Origin of the sequence: Glaciimonas sp. PCH181 (genome assembly GCF_003056055.1) — a bacterium.
GTDB lineage: Bacteria > Pseudomonadota > Gammaproteobacteria > Burkholderiales > Burkholderiaceae_D > Glaciimonas.
In genome coordinates this window covers 1,460,650-1,479,195 of sequence record NZ_PYFP01000002.1, presented here as the reverse complement: position 1 = coordinate 1,479,195, position 18,546 = coordinate 1,460,650, and the positions used below count along the sequence as shown (strand labels likewise).

Here is an 18,546-nt window from a genome sequence, read left to right as displayed (position 1 = left end):
CAAATTGGACTATTTTTTATCCTCTTTTTTGTAGCTTTCTTTAGCTTTTTTGTAGCTGTTGTCGAAAGGTTTTAAGCCAAGTGTTTTAGCACGAGAGGCATACCCTCCAAATGCCATAATTGCCAATCCAATAGACGCTCCAATGATTCGAAAGTTTTGATTTATGAATAAGTATAAAGATGCTGTTATGACAAAAAATCCCATCAGCAAAGCGAGAACCACCGCGATACCAGTTAGATTGCCATTACGAATAAAATAAAAAATTGTTTTCCTCATTTTTTAAAAGTCTCATTGATCCAATCTTTAGTCTGTTCTACCGGGCGCGTATTTTTAATATTTTCCAAAAATTCATTCATAAATGGAGCAGATATAGCTCCACCTAGCAATTTATCTGCCCCTAGACTAATCGCTCCGCTTACTCCATCAATAAAATACTGGCCTGTATTCGGTCTCAATAACTGCTCAACCGCCGACGCCCCAAATCCAACAATAGTCGCTGTACCCGCCATCCCAAGCTGAATCGCCGCGCCAGTTTGCGTCGCCACGTTCGGTTGCGAACCCAGATACGCAGCATAAGCAGTTGCAGCCGCCGAAAAGCGTCCCGCCTGAGTAGAAACAGATCCCGCCACATCAGCCATCTGATCTCGCGTCGGCAGTGGTGGATCCATCCTCACGACCGAGCATTGCGTTCCGACACAGTTTGCCTGTGCGAATGGATTAGATATACCTGCCGCATTGTTCATGTTCACATCAAGATTTTGTCCGAGCGACCATGTATAGGTGCTGCCCGTATTTTGTTGAATGTACGCCATTAAATCAGAGGAGATATCCAACGGAACCTGCTGCCCCAATTGCTGTGTACCGCTTTGTCCATTTCCCACCACCGACCATTTCGCCCCGTCATCGTAGACCGTCGCCGTATTGCCATCGACGTCAACGATTGTGCCGGTACCCACACCCTCCCCCAACGCACTGCTCGCTGCTGCACGCAAAGCATTTTCAATCTGTGCCTGCGTATATTTCCCATCGCTTTCATCAGCCAGTTTCTTCGCTAACGTTTTCTCTTTGGCCATGCCATCTTCGTGAAGTTGTCTATTATTCGCATCAGGGCAGTCCGAGGCAATATTCACAGCCAAACGCCGCCCACCCAGACGGGGCGCGGCTTGCCGAGCGATCCATTTACGCTCAAAGAAGAAACAAGAGAGTTACTTTTTTAGCTCGTTGTTAGCATGAGGACTGGCTTTGGGGCGACTGTTCAACGAGCCCACTGCAATAAATACTGCACTCAGCCCTAAACCTAGAGGCAAAAAAATGACTAGCAAAGTCGAATGTATGTCGGCGAAGAAGAATCTAAGTGTTCCACTCCACCCTCTGGTATAGATAGAAAGGCCAAGAAGTAAAGTCGTGCAGACTAAAGCCGTGACTAAAAAAATTACCCAATACTTAAACCGGCTCAACCATTGTGCAATCGCAGTGCCAAACAGACCGCCAAATATCCCAAACCAGAAACCGTCAAACATAAGGAGCTCCGATTATTGGTTAGCAGATGAGTTAACCACTGCCTGCGCCGCGTTGCCAGCGACTTTGCCGGCCACCCCGCTATTGACGCGAATGATAAACCCCGGCAGTGTTGCTAAATTTGTGATCGAGTTCGGCACACGCGCCCAGCTAAACATCGCCGTACTGTACATGCCAGTTAGACCCCCGACTGTCATAGCAGCCGCTAATCCAGGATAAGAAAAACGTTGATCGAAAGCATTTCCAAAAGATGTATTTTTATCAAATACGGAGCTTAAAGCTGCCCCACCTGTATAAAAAGCTCCCCCAACCACTGCCCCCGTCCCCAAAGCCGCCCCCGCCGAATACGCCGCAGCAGCGGCAAGCGTCGCCTTACTCGCTAGTTCCCGAATGGTCTGATCGCGATCCATTGCTGCGTTAATATCACTATCTGATGGCTTGTTCGTGCCGCCATAACCTGCATACATATCCGCATTCGCTTTCTGATCGGGTGTGGCGTAGAACATAAATCCCGTTCCACTCTTGTCTTCTGATGGCAGTAAACCACGCCCTGCTTCTTGAAAAAAGTATAAGCACTTTGATCCCATGCGCCGGGAGAACCTGACTGCACCTGACGATCTGCCTGTGCTGTTAATTCTTGCTGCGCCTGGTCAAGCGATATACCTTTTTGTGCCGCATAACGTTCCGCATTCGTCTTGATCCACGTTTTTTCATCAGGATGCAACTGCCGATTATTAGCCTTAACAAATTGAACTATTTTTTACCCTCTTTTTTGTAGCTTTCTTTAGCTTTTTTGTAGCTGTTGTCGAAAGGTTTTATTTTTAACGTATGTGCCTTTGTTGAAATGCCACCGATAGCCACTAATAAAAAGCCAAGCAATATCAAAATTAGCCGAATCCAACCATTTAATATTTCTAGCTCTAAACCGAGATAACCCAATAGTATTCCTAGAAAAAATATCCCGAGCCTGACCCCCTCAGTCAAATTCCCATTATCTATAATTTTCATTCATTACCCTCAACCGATTTTCGAATAGATTCCCATCGACTATTGAGCCAATTTTTAATATCTGGAGAGTAACCAGAATTTTTAATCACCTCACCACCAACAATGAGTACTGGTGATGCAATTGGAAATTTAATAGTAATTTTTCCAACACCTAAATCAAAGGTATTCTCATACAAATACTGGCCAGTATTCGGCCTCAATAACTGTTCAACCGCCGACGCCCCAAATCCAACAACAGTCGCCGTCCCCGCCATCCCAAGCTGAATCCCCGCCGCTGCCTGTCCCGCCGCGTTCGGTTGCGATGCCAGATAAGCCCCATACGCAGTCGCTGCCGCCGCAAACCGTCCAGCCTGAGACGATATATTGCCCGCCAAATCGGCTCCCTGATTACGTTTTGCATCTCGTTCCGCCTGTGTTCGTGGCGGTGCAATCCCGGCTACGCAATCCGCAGCACCGCCGCCACAATTTGCGGTGGGTATTGGTGATGGGACATTAGTGGTCGCAGGAATTCGACTAAAGTCTGCTGTGGCAGTGTACGGAATCCCATTTTGGAGGTCTTTCTGCTGCGTCTGAATGTAGCCAATAAGGTCTGCGTCGGGCGGCACCTGTAACTCATGCCCAAATGTCGTAGCCGAGTTCTTGCCGCGCAAGTAACGGGGGTGGGAGCGGCTTTTTTGTTTTAAAAGACAGCAACAGAACATGATTAAATAATGTTCAACTTCCCTAACCAAAAATACACAAGAGGAGAAACAACTAAAACGACAACAATCCAATAAATTATTTTCACCCAACGTGGCATTTTTTTATATTGTTCATTGCTTAAGTTCGGGCCCGCCATATTATTGCCTCGCCTTCTTTTTTAACTCAACGCCATAGCCAACCGGAGTTACACCACCCCCAGGAGGAAAGCTGAATCCGCCTTCAATGGATAATGGATGTCTGACCACCATAACCCTGATTTACTACTCCCCCTACACCAATCACTGGGAAAGCAGGTACTGGATAATAATAAGCTCCTGACCCACCTGCACCGCTCAAAAATTGGCTAGTCAATAACGCTCCAGTTCCTCCTAAAATATTTCCAGCAAAAAATTGTGCGGGAATTACTCGATGCACTCATTATTAAGAATCAGATGGCAGGAGCTTTGGAGCGTGTCGCGAAACCTGCCACGACATCCGTCAGCGAGGCCAAAAAACCACCTCAGGAACGGGGCTGGGAGCGGCTTTTTTTTTGATGCAAAGAACAAAGGAGACAAACAAATTCAGCGACCAGAACTGCGTTTCTCGTAGTGCCAGCTGAGCGTTCCTGCAAAGAATCCAATAAATAAAATACCTAGCGACCAGCGTCCAATAAGATTCCAGGTCGGTAAGGCATACGGGATGTCGTAAAAGAACCATTGAAATGCAGGGAAAAAAACAATCTCAATGACGGTAATGCCCAACCCCATGGTAATGAGCCACAAAATAACGAAGTAAATCCACCGATGTAGTTCAAATTGAGTTTTAGACTTCATTTTTTTTCATCCACTTTATTCTGAATAGCGTCACTTAATTTTTCTTGTGCCGCATTTCCAGCTGTTGTTCCGAACCAAGAAGGAATTGGACTTTTCGGCACCCACACCGAAATACCCATTCCAACATCTTGCCAATCCTGTCGATACCATGGATTAAGTACGTTATTCATACTGCCTTTAATTTTAGAACCAATGGGATAACCAATCGCCGTTCCAGCGGCAGCCCCAGCCATTCCGCCATTCGGATTCTGGCCTTGCATAATCGAACTCACCAACGCCCCACCTGTATTGATAAGTATCGCCGGAATGAACCCCACTCCGGACGAAAGTGCACCGGTCACACCCGCCATCCCGAAACTGTTGAGATCAAACGGATTACTAATAATCAATTGGGCCGCACCATTCACGCTCGACCCAATCGCAGGAACCACCCCGCTTGTGACCATTCCCAGCCCAATCATCCCAGCACCGGCCACCGTCGCCCTATCGGGTCTTTTTTGATGTAAAGAACAAAGGAGACAAACAAATTTAACGACCGGAATTACGTTTCTGAACGTACCAACTTATCGTTCCTGCAAAGAAGCCAATGAATAAAATACCTAGCGACCAGCGTCCAATAAGATTCCAGGTCGGTAAGGCATACGGGATGTCGTAAAAGAACCATTGAAATGCAGGAAAAAAAATAATCTCAATGACGGCAATGCACAGCCCCGTTCCAATGAGCCACAAAATAACGAAGTAAATCCACCGATGTAGTTCAAATTGAGTTTTAGACTTCATTTTTTTTCATCCACTTTATTCTGAATAGCGTCAACTAATTTTTCTTGTGCCGCATTTCCTAAGGCTGTTCCGGTCCAAGAAGGAATTGGACTTTTCGGCACCCACACCGAAATACCCATTCCAACATCTTGCCAATCCTGTCGATACCATGGATTAAGTACGTTATTCATACTGCCTTTAATTTTAGAACCAATGGGATAACCAAGCGCCGTTCCAGCGGCAGCCCCAGCCATTCCGCCATTCGGATTCTGGCCGTTCATGCCGGCGCCTGCCAACGCCCCGCCCGTATTGATGAGTATTGCCGGAATGAACCCCACTCCGGACGAAAGTGCACCGGTCACACCCGCCATCCCGAAACTGTTGAGATCAAACGGATCACCAATAATCAATTGGGCCGCACCATTCACGCTCAAGCCAATCCCAGCACCCGTACCCGCTAAGCTCAGCGCAGGAACCACCCCGCCTGAAACCACACCCAATCCAATCATCCCAGCACCGGCCACCGTCGCCCCTATCGGGTCTTTTTTGATGTTGCCGACCACCAGATCGCTGTAAGTCTGTCCTTGCCCACTCTGGGATTTTCCAGCGTCATAACCGGCCTGATTCGGCCCGATCAGCTCTGAGTTATAACCGTGATTGGCAAACTGCGAATCGTTCTTGTACCCGTCGCAGTTCAGATTCTGACAACCAATAATCCCCCGGATTTCGTAATCATGTTTACCACCAGCAGCATTCGCCGTCTGCTCGTCAGAATTACGCTGCATCTCCGCAACAATCCGGCCTTCCGCAACTTGTTCGCTAATCCCGAGTTTCTGCGCCACTAACTTGGCATTCTTTTTAGCTAGATCATATTCCGATTGATGCAACTGCCGATTATTAGCCTCCACACTCAATCCAGAAGCCGCCCCGGCACCGCCATCTACAACAGCCCCTACCGCCGTCGCTGTCACTTGTGCTAATCCTTTTTTAACCGCCTCCGGCATATCCAATTTATCAATCACTTCAGCAATCCCACTCATTGCACTGGCCGAAGCCAGTGCGCCAGCAGCACCTGATGCACCGCCTGTTAATGCACCTAATCCTGTATGCAGCGCCACCCGATACACGCCGCCTTCTGCCCATTTCTTCGCCTCATCCTTATCCCCGTTGAGTTCAGCTTCTGCCTGTTTCTTGCCCGCATAATCGCCCACTTCTTTAGCCGCCCGTTGACCGAAGGCGGCCACGATCTGGGCTTCGGCTTGTACTTTGTCTTTGAGTTGTTGTCCGTCCCAGTCTTTGCTGAGTGAACCGGTCGTATCGTGATCGGTGCTGACATCTTGGTTGATGCTGGCAATTGCCTCCGCAGCCGTGGTGCCAGTTAATTGTTGTTGCGTTTTATCATCTCGGATAATGATGGTTCCCTCGCTGACACCGCTGTGGGTGGTGCTGCTACTGCTGCCGCTATCGCTGCTGAATCCAGCTGCTGTTCCACTGGTTCCGTTATTAAATTTCTGCACGTGGTTGCCTTGTGGTGGTGGTTTTGTATCGCTGCCGGTCGCAGAAGTACTGTCATTCCCCGTGGTCGATGGTCCGGCGACATTGCCGTCTGCCGCGGGGATTTTGCTGCCGTTGCCTTCCTTCGGTTTGTCGCCACCGCCACCGACGCTAAAGCCGCCGCCGACACTGACGCTGCTGGCTTCGTAGTGGCTGTGATTTTCGATGTCGCTGTGGGTGAGTGTTTCCGTGATCAGCAAGTTGTTGTTAGTTGCTGCTGCGCGGTCGTTGCTGGCGATCACGCCGCCGTTAAGGTCTGTGTTGCCGTTGACGTTGACTATAAAGCCACCGTCTCCGGCTTTGATGCCGGATTGTTCACCCACACTAGCGTAGTCGCCATCGACTTTACTTTGCCCAATATTCCCGCTGACCGATGCCCCAAAGCCGACAGTGACACTGCCGCCAATGTTTTGGTCTTTGCTTTTGTAGGTGCTGGTGTCTTGTTTGCTTTCGATGTTGAGGTTGCCTGTGCCGCTGGTGCCGACGTTAACGAGGACTTGTTCTGCACTGGCAACAGCCCCAATCAAATTGGTGTCGTGGCCGGATTCGAGGATGACACTGTTGCCTGCACTGACGTGGGTGTTGACTTGCGTGACGTCGTTGCCATCGGCTTTACCCCGGCTGCCTGCGGCGTTGGCGGTGATGCCGAAAGCAACGCCGTTGGAGCCGTAAGTGGCGGCGATACCGACCGCAGCGCTGCTCGATGAACTGCTGCTGTGTTGGTCGCTGCTGCTTTGCGCGGCCAGCAGGTTGATGTCGCCATCGGCTTTGAGGATGGCGTGGTGTCCGGCGCTGATATCGCTGCCGGTGATGGTGAGGTGGCTGTCTTTTGCTTTGCCTGTGGCGGCGATCACGACGTTACCGGCGGCATTGATGCTGGAGCCAACCACCATGTTGCTGGTTTGTTTGCTGGTGCTGTCGCTTTTACTGCCGCCTATCGTCAGGCTGACGGTGATGCCTTCGGTCGGATTTTGTATCGCATTTCCGGCATCTTTAGCGGCAGCCCCTGCTGCATAAGCAGCCATCAGTTGCATCCGTGGATCATCGGTTTTGCTGGATGCTTGCGCCATGCTTTGCGCAGCTTGAATCGCGCTGATGATGGGGGCGGATACGCCGACCGATAAGCCGCTTTGCGCGGTGTGGCTTTTGCTGATCTGCTGAGCGGTATCGACCGCCGCATTGATATCGACCGTTTTAGCGGCGACGCCGATATCGCCTTTGAGTGCGGCGATCTGACTGCCGGTCTGGGTGTAGGCATTGCCCGCATTGATCTTAACGTTACCGTCGGTCGAACCGACCATGCTGCCGGTATGCGTCGTCTGCCCGTTGATCTGCGCATCTTGCTGCTCTTTCGATCCCATCGTCACGCCCATGCCGCCGCCACTAAACATGCCGGAGGTTTTTTCTTCAGTGGAGAAGTCACGATCGCTGGTGTTCTGCGCGGTGGTAATCGTGACATTATTTTTGGCGACGAGAGATACGTCTTTTGTGCCGACAATATTGCTGCCCGATACCGCGATATCCCGTCCTGCTTGCACGATCACGCTATCCCCCGAGAGCGTGCTTCCACTCGCGGTGGTGCTATGCGCGGTATCTTGCGAATGGCTGGAAGAAGATGACAACATGCCTTTGGAGGTGGTGTAAATCGCCTGATCGAGGCTACTGGTTTGATCGGCGCTACCGATGGTGACATCGCGTCCGGCTGCAACAACAAGTTGCCCACCGGCATTGACGTAGGCTGCGGAGGCGTCGATATCTTGCCCGGCGGTCATGGTTAGTGTGCCGCCAGTGGCGACGTTGCTACCGTTGACCTGCGTCTGATGTTCGTTCAGGTGATTCTGGCTGTCATAGCGGACGTTGGAGGTCGCTTCAGTGGTGATCGTGTTCAAAGTCAAGTCGCGTCCTGCGGCTAAGGTGGCATCGCCGCTGGCATGCACATTTGCGGCACTCACCGTCAAATCACGTCCCGCTTGTATCGATAACTGATCAGCATTGATGTTGGCGCTGTTGCCGAGAGCACTGTTTGCACCATTTTTTCCAACGGCGGTGATGACATCGGTACGCAGTGTTACATCACGCCCTGCCAAAATGCCGACGCGATGACCGCTGAGTGTGCCGCCATGATTGAGAATGTCATTGTCCGCGATCAAATGGGTTGTGCCATCTTTACCGGTGCTGTGGATAGCACCGCTGTTGGTGATATCGGTAGCGTGAATAAGCAAGTTATTCGCTGCTTGCAACATACCGCCATTGTCGAGGCTGCCGTTGATCGTCAGGTCGATATCGTGCGCCGCAATCAACGCGCCGGTCTGTGCAATATCGCTGGCGCTGGCACGACTTAGATAAACAACAGGCGCAAGTACCTTTGTCTGGCTGCCATCGGGCAACGTCACATATTGCGCCACCAGCCAGACAATATCGGCGGTCAGCGCGGCCATTTGTGCGGCGCTTAACGCAATGCCGGGCGTGAGTTGGAACTGCGCCGCGCTGGCGACGCCGCCCTCCATTAAGGCCTGATATTGACTTTCGTTGCTGTAATAGCCTCCCAAAAACCGTTTGCCAGTGAGTTCGGCGATCTGGTCGTTGATCAGCTTTTGCTCATAAAATCCATCGCCTAAGCGCTTGTGCACCTTTTGTGGGTCAAGCGACAAACGTCCTAACAAATAATCGCTGGAAATGAATTTTTTGTAGTTGGTGAAGGCAGGGTCGGTTTCAATCAGATAACTCTGATCGGGTTGCGTTTTAATCACAAATAACTGGTTATTCGGCAAGATTAAATTGGGGAGCGGTGCGTCGGCATTACCGATGGTTTGATGGTGGCCGCTGCTGTCGGTATCCGCGCCGGAAGTGCCGTTTGCATTGGCAACGGCGGTAGTGCTGCCGGTGGTCCCGGTATTGCTGCCCGGGCTGCCATCAGGATCGTCAACGGTATGCTCTTCTCCGGCGGTGACGAAATTCGCGCCGCTGTCATCATCTGCGGCGATGATGGTGTGTCCGTCTGCGCCAGTACTGGTGTTCGCGCCAGCATTGCCACTGACTTCGACCACGGCATTGGTGTCGCCGCTACCGACGCCTTTATCTGCCTGATTCGCAGACAAGTCGCTGCCGGAAATAACGGGAATCTCGCTGGCTTCAACCTTTTTGTCGACGGCTTGATTGGGGCCGGTGACGGGACGCGTATTTTCTTGCTGCGCCCAGACCTGCAACGCCAGCGGCAGCGTCGGCAATACAACGTCGTAAGCTGCACCATTATTGTCGTATCGATAGCGATTGTTGTGGTGTTTGCCGTCGACCCAGTGATAGTAATTTTGACCGGCGGTCATGACGTTAGTGGTGGTGATTTCACCGACTGCGCCGATGTTGTGAATCGCGCCGGTACTGCCGCTGAGTGTGCCGCCCGCGATAATCGTACTTTTGTCGTTAGTGACCGTGCCAGACAAGACCATATTGCCGCCGGACGTGATGGTGCCAGGATCGCTGGTCTTAACGACGGACTGGTGGACGATCTGGGTGTAGTCGCGTTTATAAAACTTTTCGAAACGTCCGTTAGGAAGCACAGCGACGATGCCGCCGTGCTTGGTTTTATCAAATCAGACTTGATCGGCACGAAACCAGGGTTCGCCCGCCCAAGAACGATATTCGGTGACGTGCAGCGTTTTGCTCGGGTCAACCTGCATTTCCGTGCTGAAGTGGTTATTCTGATTGATGAGCATGGCGGTGGCCATCCGCAATGCACCACCAGCGTCGATTGTGGCGGATGCATTCAAAATGGTGTCGGCATGGCCAGTGGCGCGATTATTCACGTCCAACGCACCGCCTAGCATCATGTCGCCCATGCTTTGCAACAAGCCGTGGTCACGATTAATGATGTTTTGTGCGCCGATATTTAGCGTATTACGGGCAGCGATGACGCCCGCCTGCTTGCTGTGAGCATCGACATCGTTAATGATAATCTGGGCGCCGAGCGCAATATCATTGCCGTATATCCGCCCGGTGTTGGTGATGCCGCCAGCAGCGCGAATAATCGTGTTGCCATCGCCCGCGTTGATCAAGCCACTGTGTTGGTTATCGACATTCGCGGCGCGTAATGTCAGATGGCGAACCGCTTCGATGTCGCCACTGTTGGTCAGGTTGCCAGTGGTCGCGAACACAAAATCACGGTTACCACTGAGCCTGTTGCCTGCGGTATTGACATAATCGCCTTGCAAGCTAATTGCACCATCTTGTCCGGCGATCACTTTGCCTTCCCCAGACAGCGCGTTGGCATTCAATCGCAGATTGCGCGCACTGCCTATCGTCCCGGCATCGTTAGTCAACGTGTTGCCAATCTCAAGGGCGATATCGCCATCCATGCCATCGTCATCGCGCTTGACCGTGGAAGCCTGCGCGGAAGTATTGCCGATAAGTCCTTGCGTGTTGTCGAGACTGGCAACCGTCAGAGCAATATTGCCAGCGGCACCAATATTGCCGTCGATATTGGTCAACGCTGCATTGCGTTGATCGAATTGCAGTTGTCGTCCCGCGTACAACGTACCGGCGTTATTGTCGAGATGCTGGCTGATCTGAAGCTTAACGTTACCGGCAGCGATTATCTGGCCGTGCGCACTGTTGTCGAGTTGCATCGCCGTTAAAATCACGTCGCCATTGCCGCCGATGATGCCTGTATCTTTCGTATTGGCGACGTTGGTGTTGCTGATCTTGTTACCGCCATTGATCTGCGTCAGGCCGGTGCCCTCGTTCACCAGACGGCCTGCCGTATTATCCAGACTGCTGCCGGAGACGGTAAAGATAGCATCACGGCCATTGGCTTCAATCCGGCCACGATGGTTGAGAACTGCGCCGCTGGCCTCAACACGTAACGCAGTGCCACTTTGCATAACGCCGTCAATGTTAGTGATGCCGCCATCAAATCCATCGAAGCCTTCGCTATCGGCATACACCGTAAGATCCTCTTTGGCGTACACCGTACCGCCGGAATTGTTGACCTCAGCAGCATGCACGCTAATGGTTCCAGCGCTGCCAATAAAGCCGCCGACACCATTGACAACGCCATTGTTGATTCTGTGCGCCACGCGCATCGACAACGCGCCCGAGTCTGCCCCTTCTCTCAGGCTTTGCACGGTCCCGGCAGCATTATTTAGGCTATTCGCATTGATATACAGACCATTTTTCTTGGCTTCAATCTTGCCGCCGGCGTTATTCAAATGCCCCATCGCATCGATCACGACGTAGCTGCCGCCAACGTAGCCACCGGCGCTGTTGTCAATGTCGCTTTGCGTGGCAAGGATGCCAGTCTGCTGCTGACCGGAGAGGACACCGCTACGATTGTCAATCGCCGAGGCCACGACCGTGAGTTGACCATTACTACTAATGTTGCCCCCGGAATTGTGCAACATAGCCGTTCCACGATCTAGGTTGATGTTAAGAACGCCGGTCCCGCCAAGCGCAATCACACCACCATCGTTATTGAGGTATTTCGGAGTCAGTGACAGATCGGTACTATTGCTATGAATCAGACCGCCATCACTATTGTCGAGTGATTCTGCGACGTCGATGCTGCTAGCCTCGCGTCCCAGTTGGATGATGCTGCCGCGCTGATTGCTCAGATCAGTACTGTGAAGGCTGAGTTGATTGGCAGTGATGCGACCGTCGTTATTGTCAAGTTGGGCCAGCGCGGCATTAATCCGTGCCGCATCCATTCTGCCCTGCCGGTTAATGACGGCTGCGGCTTGAAGTTGCAGCGCTTTACCGGCGGCAATACGTCCGCTGCTGTTATCGAGCAGATTGTCGACCGCCACATCTAGATTATCATTGGCAGTGATGTCGCCGCTATTGTGCAGCATCCCGGCACGCAGATTGACATCGCCATTCCCGCCGATTACCCCTCCTGCTGCCCCATCCGCGGCGATCCCTGCGATATTTTTCAGTTGGCCGCTGGCGTTGAGAGTGAAACCGTCGGTATTTTCAGAAGTGAGACGGCCGGCGCTGTTATCGATATCAGTGGCATATATCTGCAATGCCTTTGCTGCGCGCACGCTACCTTGCGTGTTGTCGAGGTCATCGGCAACAGTAAGAACCGCGTCGCCATCTGCCAGTAACTGCCCACGTTGATTGTCAATGTTTGTCGCGGCCAGCATCAGCCCGCCCGTGCTGGCGATACGGCCTTGTTTATTACTCAGCCCGCCATCAACCTTGATATCCAAAACGCCTTCACCTGTATGAATCACCGCGCCGCTATCGTTGTTCAGCGTTTTTGCACCCAGCGTAAAATCAATGCTGTTGGCTTGAATCGTGCCGCTGCGACTGTTATCAAGACTCTCGGCAATCGCAATGACGGTAGCGCCGCCACTGCCAAACTGGGCGATCTGGCCTTGTTGGTTGGTGAGCTGATGACTATTAATTGCCAACCGAGTGGCCAGGATTTTGCCAGCATTGTTATTGAGTTGGGTCGTCACGGTGCTGACGGTAGCGGCATCAATCAGGCCATTTTCGTTAGTCAGGACGGCTGCTTGTAGTTGCAACGTTTTACCGGCAGCCAGACGACCGTCGCTGTTATTAAGTGCATCGCCAACGACGGCACCAAGACTCTCCTTGGCGGTGATATCGCCGCTATTCATCAGATTAGCAGAGTGCAGCATGACATCGCCATTGCCGCCGATGGTCCCGTTTGCAGTATTGGTCAGTTGGCCGCTGGCATCAAGCATCAAGCCATCGGCATTCAAAGAAGCGATGCGCCCGGCGCTGTTGTTTATATCGATTGCGCTGATGTGTAATGCTTTTTGTGCTTGCAGAGTGCCTTTTGTATTATTGAGATCGCCATCAAGCGCGAGGCTTAGCTCGCTATTGGCAAGGATTTTTCCCCGCTGATTTTGAAGATCACTTCCTTTCAACGCCAGATTGCCGTTAGTCGCGATGTGGCCTTTTTGATTGCTGAGATTGCCGTTGCTGTTATCGACGGTCAGTCCACCGTTGCCAGCATGGTCAATCGTGCCAGTGTCATTATTGATGGCTTTTGCGCTGAAAATTGCATCGGTACTGCGCGTCTGAATAGTGCCGCCGTTACTGTTGTCGAGCGTGCCGGCAACCGTGATGACGGTGGTACCTTCTTTGGCAAATTGCGCGATGGCGCCTTGTTGATTGCTCAGACTATTGCTGTGTATCGTCAAATGGCCGGCGGACATTTTTCCTGCGGTATTGTCGAGCTGCGCAATCGTCGCGTTGACTGTACTGGCATCAATCAAACCTTTTACATTGGTCAGTGCAGCCGCTTGTAGTTGCAGCGCTTTACCGGCAGCCAGACGACCGCCATCGTTGTCCAGCGAACCTTTAATCGTGGCATTCAGATTATCTTTAGCGGTGATTAATCCGCTATTAACGATATTCGTAGCATTTAGCCTGACATCACCATTACCGCCGAGCGTGCCGCCTTGGCTACCCTCTTCGGTGCGCCCTGCGATATTGGTCAGTTGTCCACTGGCATTGAGCATCAAGCCATCCGCACTCAGGGAAATGATCCGACCAGCGCTGTTATCGACATTGGTGGCATCGATCTCCACTGCTTTTTCCGCCTGAATTGTGCCTTGGGTATTGTTGAGGTCACCAGCGATATTCAGTACAACATCGCGTGCGGTACGTAAATGACCGCGACGGTTATCGATACTGGTCGCAGTCACCGCCAATCGGCCATTGCTGGCGATGCTACCCAGTTGATTATGCAGTGCGCTGTCGCCGACATTGATGTTCAAACTGCCCACGCCAGCATGTGCAATTGTTCCACCATCGTTATTCAAGGATTGCGATGCCAGCGTTAAATTGGTGCTGTTGACTTGAAGCGTGCCGCCGTTACTGTTGTCGAATTTTTCAGTAACCGCGATCAGGCTGGCGTCTTGCCCAAAGTGGGTAATACTGCCGTGCTGATTGCTGAGATTAGTACTGAGCAGTGAGAGTTGTCGGGCGATGATGTTGCCCGCGTTATTGTCGAGCTGTGCGACGGTGGCGTCGATACGTGACGCATCCAGCGCGCCGTGTGCATTGGTCAATTCAGCGGCGTGGAGTTGCAAGGTATTCGCTGCGGCAAGTCGTCCACCGCTGTTATCGAACAATTGGCTGACGTTGACGTTCAGGTCATGATTCGCGATGATATTGCCGCTGTTGCGCACATTCGCTGCGGTTAGCATGACGTTACCGTTGCCACTGATGCGCCCGCCTTCTGGATTATTACTGTCAGCCGTTGTCCCTTTAAGATTGAGCACCTCGCCGCTAGCGGTAATGGTCAGTCCATCGGCATTGAGAGAGACGAGGCGACCGGCGCTGTTGTCGATATTGACGGCATCAATCAGTAACGCTTTGTCGGTCTGAATAACGCCTTGAATGTTGTTGAGGTCACCGGCGATAGCCACCGTGGCGCTGCCATCAGCGCGTACTTGCCCGCGTTGGTTATCGAGCATGGCCGCGCTTAACGTCAGGTTACCGTTGCTGTCGATAATGCCGTTAACGTTACCCAACGTGCCAGTAGTCAGCGCCAACGACCCCGTGCCACCCTGATGGAGCCGTCCCGCATCATTCTTAACATTGGCTGCCTGCAATCGGACATGCTGCGCATTCGTGGAAAGCATGCCGCCAGTATTATCAATGCCGTCGCGGGTCGTGATACGTGTGTCCCCGGTGCCTGACTGAATGATTTTACCTGCTACGTTCGACAGGCTGACCGCGTCGCTACTGAATTGCGCAGTATGCACAATTCCATTGTCGTTGATCAATGCTCCACTAGCGTCCAGCGTCGTGGTGCCGCTAGCCTGTAAATTGCCGCCAGTGTGATCGATATCGCCTGCGGTGGCGCGCAGATCAACATCGCCGAGCGTACTGGTTTGCGCATGATTCAAATTGATGCTGCTGCCGGTGATAGCGAGATTGCCGCCTGCAGTGTTTTCTCCAGTGGCGCTGACTCCGCCGCTGGCGGTCAGCATTAATTTGCCTGCTTGGGTGATCTTGCCTTCGGCGTTTGCACCCGCAGCCAACGTGCCGGTGGAGGCAATATCCGTTGCGGTGATCGTCAAATCGCTTTGCGCGGCAATATCCCCACTATTGCTGAGCTGTCCGGCGCTGCGCAGTTGCATTGCCTGTCGCGCATACAAGGTCCCGCTATTGGCAATATCGCCATCACTACGCAAAGCAATCTGGCTGCTGGCGCTGGTCTTGCCGTTGAGTGTGATCTTGCCATGGCTGTCGATGCTGATATCGCCCGCTGAGGCAGCGATGGTGCCAAGACTGACCACACCGACTCCGGCACCGGTGCCGACTAAGCGGATTTTACCGGCATACATCCCGCCGAGTTGCGCCACGTCAATCCCGACCGTTGGTGCTGCACCCTGTCCCTGAATCAGTTGTACGCCAAGATCGGCGTAATTGACCTGATTGGCACCGGCGATGACATTGAGCTGTTTCGCCCATAGCTGACCGTTGACTTTTACGCTGCGCGCAATCAGATCGACTTGATCGATATTGCCTCCATGCATGTCGCCCACCTGAATATCGCCGCCAGTGACACGAAAAGCGTTGAGGCTGCCGTCCCCTCCGAACTGCGGCATACCAGTGGTCAACATGCCACGCGTGGTGTTGATAAAGCCGCAGCCACTACAGCTGATGCCATTCGGATTGGCAATGATAACTACGGCACGCTGTCCTGCCACTTCGGTATAACCGTTCAGTTGACTGCGTCCTCCACCCCTGACTTCGTTGAGGATAATCCGTGCGCTGCCATTGTGCAGATAAGGATTGCCATCGACTAATCCACCTTGTTGAGTCTTCACGATCCCGCGCGCATTGTTCAGGATCGCCCCGTTTCTATCGACATTAAACTGCTGATAGTGGTTATGCGAAACTCCCGCAGCGTTGGGGGCAACGATCTGCACCAAAGGCCGCCCGTTGGCGGTGCGATCTATCGTCGGACGATGGGCACCAGCGTTCGGCAGCGCAACGATTTGCGCGTGCACTACCGTGATGCTGCCGAATACCGCCGCGATGGCGACACTCAAATAGATCAGCTTCAACAGCCTTGCGCCGTGCGCTTTACCGCTGCGCGACATGCCGCCAGCGCCGGTACTTTTACCCTGGCTGGCAACGGTCTCTGCGACCGCCATCAGCATCCCGCGCTTTTGATTAAAAATAACGCGGTAGGCTTGCTTGTTCATAGTTGATCCAATTAAAAGTAAGCGCGGCCAGTGTGAAATATCTGACGACAATAGAAGTGCCGAGAGGCCGCAAAAAGCAACGGCAATCGCACCGCTGCGGGATGTAAGCAAGCCTTAGTATTGATAGGTCAGATTGAAGCCGACCAACGGCGTTGCGGTGCGAAAGCCTTCCGGCTTATAAAGCGACCAGCTGGAGAACAAGTCGTATCTAAATCCGCCATACCCACCACGCAGACCGACTGCGGCTCCGGCGAGTTTGTCGCCTAATAAATCCTGCACACTGGGGCCGTAAACTTTGCCGATATCAATGCCGACATACGCCGATTGGCCGCTTTGGGACAAGGGAATATCTAGCTCATTGCGAAAGAAAAAACCGCGCTCACCCGCCAGCGTCAGTTCGCCATCAAAGCCGCGCACGGTATAGCGATTGCCGATCGTCAATCGTTCTGAGAGATATAAAGGAGAGCGGGAATGTTGAGCGCGCAGCGTGCCGATGTAGGTCAGCGGTTGCCGGGCTACGCTGAACGGTGCGACGAGCGTAGCGTCAATACTTTGCAACGTGTAACGAAAAATTCCGTCGGACGAGTTGCCATAGTCCACGTCACCCTGCCCGTTGAACCACGACACGCCCCAGCGATTAGCAAAGGTGATATCGAGGTTTGCATTCCCAAAATAATGTTTATGCACCCATGCAAGTTCAGCAAAGGTGGTATTGCGCTTTTGGCCGTCGAGTTCGGTCTCACCGATATAGCTATGGCTCCAGCGTTTGCCGACTTTAAATTGCCAGCTATTTTTTTGAGATTGATTGCGCTGGAATAATTGATCAACGGTGAACTCCAGATTACGCGCATCGCCCCTTGATACCATCTCTTCATCGATACCGGCAATTTTCTGGTGATAATCGAGGCTGCTGGCGCTGACTGAGAATCGCCAGTAACCCACAGGCATCGCGTAATAAAAATTGTTACCGCTGGTCCCATGTTGTCCGGCTTTGCGATCTGCATCGGTGTTGATACCGATGTTAAACATATCGCTCAGGCCCAATGGATTGTCGAGACTAAAATTGAAACCGGTCAGTAATTTACCTGTTCCTTGCGCGCCGCTGTCATCGAGATTGGCGCTCAATTTCCATGGCTTCCCGCGATTCACGGCAATCAAGATATCGCTCTCGCCGGGGACAGTACCGGGGACGATTTGCAGGTCCACGTCCTGACTGGGGATCCGTTTCATCTGCTCCAGTCCTTGCTCGAGATCACGCAAATTAAGCAAGCGTCCGGCGCTGGTAGGAAAAGCATTTTTCCAGGTGCCGTACGGTACCGGATCGGTGAAGCGTAGCGCCCGAATCACGCCGGGTATCAATGCCAGCGTGAGCGTACCGCGTGATAAATCCTGCGTGGGAATACCAACGCGGCTGGTGCTATAACCATGGCGCAGGATTAAACCAGACAGCCGCTGGACTATCAGATTTAACCCGTCCTTGCCGACACAGGCACCGGCGTATTGTTGTAAGTAGTCTCGGGCAAAACGAAAAGGATCGAACAATAATGCGCTGGCTCCCGCCAGTTGCAGCACAGGGGAAAGCTGCGGCGGCACAGCGAGTACAACGCGTTGTAGTGTGAAACAAGATGCATCGGTCGGCAAGGAGAGTGCATTTATCCCATCAAACTGTGCCTCTGTTGTCGACAGGGGCGTGCTCGTCCTCAGATCAACATTTGGCGCCTGCAACGACTGTTGACGCGCCAGTGCTTCGGCCTGGCTACGACGGCGTTGTTCTTCGGTGGCAGATGTTTGAATCGTTGGAGCGGCTTGGGCTGTCTGGATGCATGCGATGCTGATGATAAACGTGGCGCTGGTCGACAGCAAAAAAGTCCACACATGTTGAAAAAAAGGCCGCACAAAAAGATAAGTGGGAACCGATACAAGATACTTTTTCAAAGATTGCCTTCTTTGCAATTAATCAAAGGCATAGTCTACAAAGCAGCACCAGGGGATAGATATGCGAT

General features: G+C 52.3%; 12 protein-coding genes. All 12 read right to left on the bottom strand.

Going from position 1 to position 18,546, the window contains the following annotated elements; genetic code table 11:
• Positions 1 to 9: 9 nt before the first annotated feature.
• The 12 genes from C7W93_RS19895 to C7W93_RS19840 all read right to left on the bottom strand — a co-directional run bounded on the left by C7W93_RS19895 (position 10) and on the right by C7W93_RS19840 (position 18,478).
• The gene (locus tag C7W93_RS19895) at positions 10 to 276 is read right to left on the bottom strand and encodes a hypothetical protein (protein ID WP_108441964.1); all 267 of its coding nucleotides are present in this window, start codon (positions 274 to 276) and stop codon (positions 10 to 12) included.
• Entirely contained in the window at positions 273 to 1,073 is an 801-nt protein-coding gene (locus C7W93_RS19890) for a hypothetical protein (RefSeq protein ID WP_108441963.1), read from the bottom strand. Before C7W93_RS19890 ends, C7W93_RS19895 begins: the two co-directional genes overlap by 4 nt.
• A 132-nt stretch (positions 1,074 to 1,205) precedes the next feature.
• Positions 1,206 to 1,520: a hypothetical protein gene (locus tag C7W93_RS19885; RefSeq protein WP_108441962.1), complete on the bottom strand. Its 315-nt coding sequence runs from the start codon at positions 1,518 to 1,520 to the stop codon at positions 1,206 to 1,208.
• A gap of 12 nt (positions 1,521 to 1,532) precedes the next feature.
• Positions 1,533 to 2,105: a hypothetical protein gene (locus tag C7W93_RS19880; protein ID WP_146177590.1), complete on the bottom strand. Its 573-nt coding sequence runs from the start codon at positions 2,103 to 2,105 to the stop codon at positions 1,533 to 1,535.
• A gap of 166 nt (positions 2,106 to 2,271) precedes the next feature.
• Complete coding sequence (locus tag C7W93_RS19875) at positions 2,272 to 2,526, bottom strand: hypothetical protein (protein WP_108441960.1); 255 nt, start codon at positions 2,524 to 2,526, stop codon at positions 2,272 to 2,274.
• Positions 2,523 to 3,317, bottom strand: coding sequence for a hypothetical protein (locus tag C7W93_RS19870; protein ID WP_146177589.1), 795 nt, complete (start codon positions 3,315 to 3,317; stop codon positions 2,523 to 2,525). Before C7W93_RS19870 ends, C7W93_RS19875 begins: the two co-directional genes overlap by 4 nt.
• Positions 3,318 to 3,788: 471 nt before the next feature.
• Positions 3,789 to 4,040 (bottom strand): hypothetical protein, encoded by a 252-nt coding sequence (locus C7W93_RS19865; RefSeq protein ID WP_108441958.1) that lies wholly within the window; start codon positions 4,038 to 4,040, stop codon positions 3,789 to 3,791.
• Positions 4,037 to 4,501 carry a hypothetical protein gene (locus C7W93_RS19860; protein WP_108441957.1) on the bottom strand — a complete coding sequence of 155 codons (465 nt, stop codon included), beginning with the start codon at positions 4,499 to 4,501 and terminating at the stop codon, positions 4,037 to 4,039. The genes C7W93_RS19865 and C7W93_RS19860 overlap by 4 nt, the downstream gene beginning before the upstream one ends.
• Before the next feature lie 67 nt (positions 4,502 to 4,568).
• Positions 4,569 to 4,820, bottom strand: a complete 252-nt coding sequence (locus C7W93_RS19855) for a hypothetical protein (protein WP_108441956.1) — start codon at positions 4,818 to 4,820, stop codon at positions 4,569 to 4,571.
• A complete protein-coding gene (locus C7W93_RS19850) occupies positions 4,817 to 9,910 on the bottom strand; it encodes a hemagglutinin repeat-containing protein (protein ID WP_108441955.1) in 5,094 nt (1,697 codons plus the stop codon). Before C7W93_RS19850 ends, C7W93_RS19855 begins: the two co-directional genes overlap by 4 nt.
• Before the next feature lie 33 nt (positions 9,911 to 9,943).
• Positions 9,944 to 16,543 carry a filamentous hemagglutinin N-terminal domain-containing protein gene (locus C7W93_RS19845; RefSeq protein WP_108441954.1) on the bottom strand — a complete coding sequence of 2,200 codons (6,600 nt, stop codon included), beginning with the start codon at positions 16,541 to 16,543 and terminating at the stop codon, positions 9,944 to 9,946.
• Positions 16,544 to 16,657: 114 nt separating this feature from the next.
• Positions 16,658 to 18,478 carry a ShlB/FhaC/HecB family hemolysin secretion/activation protein gene (locus C7W93_RS19840; RefSeq protein WP_225869944.1) on the bottom strand — a complete coding sequence of 607 codons (1,821 nt, stop codon included), beginning with the start codon at positions 18,476 to 18,478 and terminating at the stop codon, positions 16,658 to 16,660.
• Positions 18,479 to 18,546 lie beyond the last annotated feature (68 nt).